General features: G+C 61.5%; 6 protein-coding genes and 1 pseudogene. All 7 read left to right on the top strand.

Annotation, left to right across the window (positions count from 1 at the left end; translation table 11 throughout):
• Nucleotides 1-153 (top strand): FtsW/RodA/SpoVE family cell cycle protein (locus tag B3520_RS10575; RefSeq protein ID WP_286876020.1); only part of this gene is annotated, 153 nt, incomplete at its 5' end.
• A gap of 9 nt (nt 154-162) precedes the next feature.
• Nucleotides 163-1,164, top strand: a complete 1,002-nt coding sequence (mltB, locus tag B3520_RS10570; RefSeq protein WP_286805536.1) for a lytic murein transglycosylase B — start codon at nt 163-165, stop codon at nt 1,162-1,164.
• Complete coding sequence (locus tag B3520_RS10565; RefSeq protein WP_286876011.1) at nt 1,161-1,973, top strand: septal ring lytic transglycosylase RlpA family protein; 813 nt, start codon at nt 1,161-1,163, stop codon at nt 1,971-1,973. The genes mltB and B3520_RS10565 overlap by 4 nt, the downstream gene beginning before the upstream one ends.
• Before the next feature lie 70 nt (nt 1,974-2,043).
• Nucleotides 2,044-3,192 (top strand): D-alanyl-D-alanine carboxypeptidase family protein, encoded by a 1,149-nt coding sequence (locus B3520_RS10560; RefSeq protein ID WP_123638895.1) that lies wholly within the window; start codon nt 2,044-2,046, stop codon nt 3,190-3,192.
• A 109-nt stretch (nt 3,193-3,301) separates the two neighbouring features.
• Nucleotides 3,302-3,580: a YbeD family protein gene (locus tag B3520_RS10555; RefSeq protein WP_024461006.1), complete on the top strand. Its 279-nt coding sequence runs from the start codon at nt 3,302-3,304 to the stop codon at nt 3,578-3,580.
• Nucleotides 3,581-3,584: 4 nt separating this feature from the next.
• Nucleotides 3,585-4,250 (top strand): lipoyl(octanoyl) transferase LipB, encoded by a 666-nt coding sequence (gene lipB, locus B3520_RS10550; protein WP_024461005.1) that lies wholly within the window; start codon nt 3,585-3,587, stop codon nt 4,248-4,250.
• Nucleotides 4,251-4,342: 92 nt separating this feature from the next.
• Nucleotides 4,343-4,644 (top strand): annotated as a pseudogene (locus B3520_RS10545) (lipoyl synthase); the annotation flags it as partial.

Raw genomic sequence — 4,644 nt, 5'->3', positions numbered from 1 at the left:
AACGTGGGCATGGTGTCCGGCCTCTTGCCCGTGGTCGGCGTCCCCTTGCCCCTGGTCAGCCAAGGGGGGACGGCCATTGTCACCCTGATGGCCGGCTTCGGCATTCTCATGTCGATTGCCACCGAGCGTCGACGTGTTACCCGTCAGGAGTAAACAGCAACCGTGATCAGTCAGTGGCGACAGTGGGGGATAGCGTTGGTCGGGGTATTGGCCAGCGCCGGTGGTAGCGCCGATTATCGAGCGCATCCAGAGGCGCAGGCTTTTGTGAGTGAGCTGGTCGAAGAGCACGGCTTTCAGGCGTCCCGACTCGAGGGTTGGCTGGGCGAGGCAAAGCGGCAGGATGGCATTCTTGAGGCCATCGCGCGGCCTGCGGAGCGCACCCGCACCTGGGCCGAGTACCGCCCCATCTTCCTTCAACCGCTGCGCGTGACCCGGGGCATCGCCTTCTGGCGGGAGCACCGCGAAGCATTGGCGCGAGCCGAGCGGGAACTGGGGGTACCGCCGGAAATCGTACTGGCGATTATCGGGGTGGAGACCAATTACGGTCGGACCACCGGCTCGCACCGGGTGATCGACGCCCTCAGTACTCTGGCCTTTGACTACCCGCCGCGCGCGCCTTTCTTTCGCAAGGAGCTGGCGCAGTATTTTATTCTGATGCGTGAACACGAACAGAACCCTTTGGCTTTTAAGGGGTCCTATGCCGGAGCCATGGGTTACGGCCAGTTCATGCCCTCGAGCTACCGGCACTACGCGATCGACTTCGACGGGGACGGCTTTGCCGATATCTGGAATAACCCCACCGATGCCATTGGCAGTGTGGCCAACTATTTTGCCGAGCACGGCTGGCAGCGCGGAGCGCCGGTAGCGCTGCGGGCCCGGGCCTCGGACGATCTGGCGCGGGGCGACGCCTCGGACTGGAACCGCATTCACCCGCCGGAGCTGACCGTGGCGGACTGGGCCGAGCGCGGCCTGACACCGATTTTTCCGCTGCCGGCCGAGCTGCCCGCCAATGCGCTGGCGCTGGCAGGCGATTTTGGCGAGGAGTTCTGGCTGGCGTTTCACAATTTTTATGTGATCACCCGCTACAACCGCAGCCATCTATACGCCCTGGCAGTAGAACAACTGAGTAAAGAGATAAAAACCGCGATGGAGACCGAACAATGACACTGGTTCGCGCCGCCCTGGTACTGGGGCCTCTGGCCCTCATGGTTGCCTGTGCTCCCCTGGGGCCCGTTGAAGAGCAGGATCGCGGGCCGGACAAGCCGGTAGATCTCTCCCATGTGCCGGATGCCACGCCGAGGGCGGAGGTGCGCACCCTGGCGGGCAACAAGAATCCCTACACGGTGCTGGGCAAAACCTATTACCTGATGGACGATGAGACCGGCTACAAGGAGCAGGGCATCGCCTCCTGGTACGGCCAGAAATTTCACGGACGCAAAACCTCCAACGGCGAAACCTACGATATGTACGGCATGACCGCCGCGCACAAGACGCTGCCGATCCCGAGTTATGTGCGGGTCACCAACCTGGCCAACAATCGTCAGGTGGTGGTGCGGGTCAATGATCGCGGTCCCTTTCACGGCAACCGCATCATCGATCTGAGCTACGCCGCCGCTCAACGACTGGGGTTTGCCGGCCAGGGAACCGCGCAGGTGGAAGTGGAAATCATCGTACCCGGTAATCAGCCTCCCGCGCCTCTGCGGGCCGAAGCGGACACGTCTTCCGAGCACGATACCTCGGACCAAAAAACGTTCTTACAGGTGGGCGCTTTTGGCTCACTGGATGCGGCCAAATCCCAGCAGACGCGGGTCAGTGCCCTGACGGACTTCCCGGTCGAGGTGCACAGTGCCGATGAACAACCGGTGTTGCACCGGGTACGAATCGGGCCTCTGAGCAGTAACGAAGAAGTTGTGCAGGTGCGTGAGCAGCTGCGCAGAAATGCGATTGAGCAAACCCATATCGTGCGGGAATAGTGCTAGAATTCCAGCGCAAAGTGAGTCTGTGCGATAAGGATCTTTTCTTTTTAAAAAACGGTTTTACATGATGATGCGAAAACTTTTCTCCGCCACCGTCTTGATGTTGTTGACTCTGGCCGTGCAGGCACAGCAGGTCATTATTCCCGCTCCCCCGAGCCTCGCGGCCAGCGCCTATCTGCTGATGGATGCCGATACCGGTACGATCCTGGTGGAGCACGAGGCGGATATGGTGCTGCCGCCGGCGAGCCTGACCAAGATGATGACCAGCTACATCGTCTCGGAGGAGATCGAGCAGGGTCGTATCAGTGAAGACGATATGGTCAACATCAGCGTCAAGGCCTGGCGCAAAGGCGGCTCGAAAATGTTTGTTCGCGAGGGTACCCAGGTGCGCCTGGAGGACCTCAAGCGCGGCGTCATCATCCAGTCCGGTAACGACGCCAGCATTGCTCTGGCGGAGCATGTGGCAGGCAGCGAAGAAGGGTTTGTGGACATCATGAACCAGACCGCCGCCAAACTGGGCATGACCAACACCCATTTCGAAAACTCCACCGGCTGGCCCGCCGAGGGGCACCTGACCACCGCCCGTGATATGGCCATTCTGGCCCGGGCGGTGATCAAGGATCACCCCGATCACTACGCCATGTACAGCGAGAAGTACTTTTCCTACAACGGCATCAATCAGGCCAACCGCAACCGCCTGCTGTTCCGAGATGAGACGGTAGACGGCCTGAAAACCGGCCACACCGAAGAGGCGGGCTACTGCCTGGTGGCCTCGGCGGTGCGGCGGGATATGCGCCTGATTTCCGTGGTGATGGGCACTCGCAGTGAAGATGCCCGGGCCGCTGAAACCGAAAAGCTCCTGGCCTATGGCTTCCGCTACTATCAGACCCAGTCTATCTACGATGCGGGCGATGAACTGCAGCGTAACCGCGTCTGGTACGGTAAGCAGGAGGAAGTGGTGCTGGGCGTGGCCGAGGACATCCGCCTGACCATCCCCCGCGGTGCAGAGGATGCCCTGGAAGCCCAGATGCATATCGATGAAACCATCAAGGCCCCCATTGCCGCAGGCGACGAGCTGGGTAATCTGACCATTGATCTCAACGGTGAGCGCCTGGTGGATGTGCCCCTGGTGGCGCTGGAGCCGGTGGAGGAAGCGGGCTTCTTCCAGCGCCTGATCGACGCAATCAAGCTGTTTTTCCTCAAAATCTTCGGGTAATACCCCGCCTTGTCCGGGCCCTGCCTCCTTTGGGGGAGGCCCGGACATAGCCCCCTCACTCCTGTTATAATGCCGGCGTTTTAAGCTATTCGAGAGGCACGCTGGCCCCATGTCCGCTTCCAACCCTGACGCCCCCAAAATCGAGTTCCCCTGCGAGGATTACCCCATCAAGGTACTCGGTGATGCGGGTAGCGAGCTGCACGAACTGGTCATTGAGGTGATGGAGCGCCACGCCCCGGGTTTTGACCAGACGCGCATCAAGATCAAGGACAGCCGCAATGGTACCTACCAGTCTCTGACGGTCTGGATTACCGCCACCGGTGAACAGCAGTTGAAGACCATTCACCAGGAGCTGGTGGCCAGCTCCGTGACCAAAATGGTGCTTTGAGCCGGTGAAGCCCGCTGTCGCGCCGCATTCCCTGACGCTGCAGGTCAGCGACCTCGGTCGTCGGCCCTACGACGCCGTCTGGCAGGCCATGCGCGCTTTCACCGACGAGCGCGATGCGGAAACCCAGGATCAGCTCTGGCTGGTGGAACACCCCCCGGTATTCACCCAGGGACAGGCGGGCAAGCCCGAGCACCTGCTGCTGCCGGGGGATATTCCCGTGGTACAGACCGACCGGGGCGGGCAGGTGACCTACCACGGCCCCGGCCAGCTGGTGGCCTACCCGCTGCTGGACTTGCGCCGCCTGGGCATGGGGGTGCGGGACCTGGTCACCGCGCTGGAAGAGACCCTGGTGGGCCTGCTGGCCAGTTACGGCGTTGAAGCCTACCCCCGGCCGGATGCGCCGGGGGTGTATATCGCCGGTGACAAAGTCGCGTCTCTGGGGTTGCGGGTGCGCCGGGGCTGCAGTTTTCACGGTCTGGCCCTGAACGTGGCCATGGACCTGGAGCCGTTTCGACGTATCAATCCCTGCGGCTATCAGGGGCTGCAGATGACCCAATTGGCGGATCAATTGACCACGGCGCCGGATATGGCGGAGGTCAAGGATCGCCTGGTCGGGCACTTTGTACAGAAAATAGGCTATTCGTGTACAATGCCCGGCCCACCGCGCTGATCGCGGAGGCCCACAAGGCCGTACGTACAGCATTCAGGCACTAGCCGCTCGGCTCTACCCGGAGCCGAGAGATAGAGAGACGAGAGAGTTTCATGACCGATACCCCCGAAATACAGCCCGTCAAACGCACCCGTCGCCTGCGTCAGGGTGAAAAGCTGCGCGATGCGGACAAGGTCGAGCGCATTCCGGTGAAAGTGATTGCCTCCGATGAGGTGCAGCGCAAGCCGGACTGGATTCGGGTGCGGGTACCCGCCTCGCCGGAAGTGGATCGGATCAAGCAGATCCTGCGCAAGAACAACCTCTCCTCGGTGTGTGAAGAGGCCAACTGCCCCAACTTGGGCGAGTGTTTCAGTGGCGGCACCGCCACTTTCATGATCATGGGCGAGATCTGCAC

Source organism: Marinimicrobium sp. UBA4509, from assembly GCF_002388575.1.
Lineage (GTDB): Bacteria > Pseudomonadota > Gammaproteobacteria > Pseudomonadales > Cellvibrionaceae > Marinimicrobium > Marinimicrobium koreense.
Note: the sequence above shows the minus strand (reverse complement) of the source record. Positions and strands in the feature narration are given on the sequence as shown.

Excerpts from the sequence above, each read along its gene's own strand:
- B3520_RS10565 (WP_286876011.1), top strand. The coding sequence starts at position 1,161 with ATGACACTGGTTCGCGCCGCCCTGGTACTGGGGCCTCTGGCCCTCATG.
- B3520_RS10555 (WP_024461006.1), top strand. The coding sequence starts at position 3,302 with ATGTCCGCTTCCAACCCTGACGCCCCCAAAATCGAGTTCCCCTGCGAG.
- B3520_RS10560 (WP_123638895.1), top strand. The coding sequence starts at position 2,044 with ATGATGCGAAAACTTTTCTCCGCCACCGTCTTGATGTTGTTGACTCTG.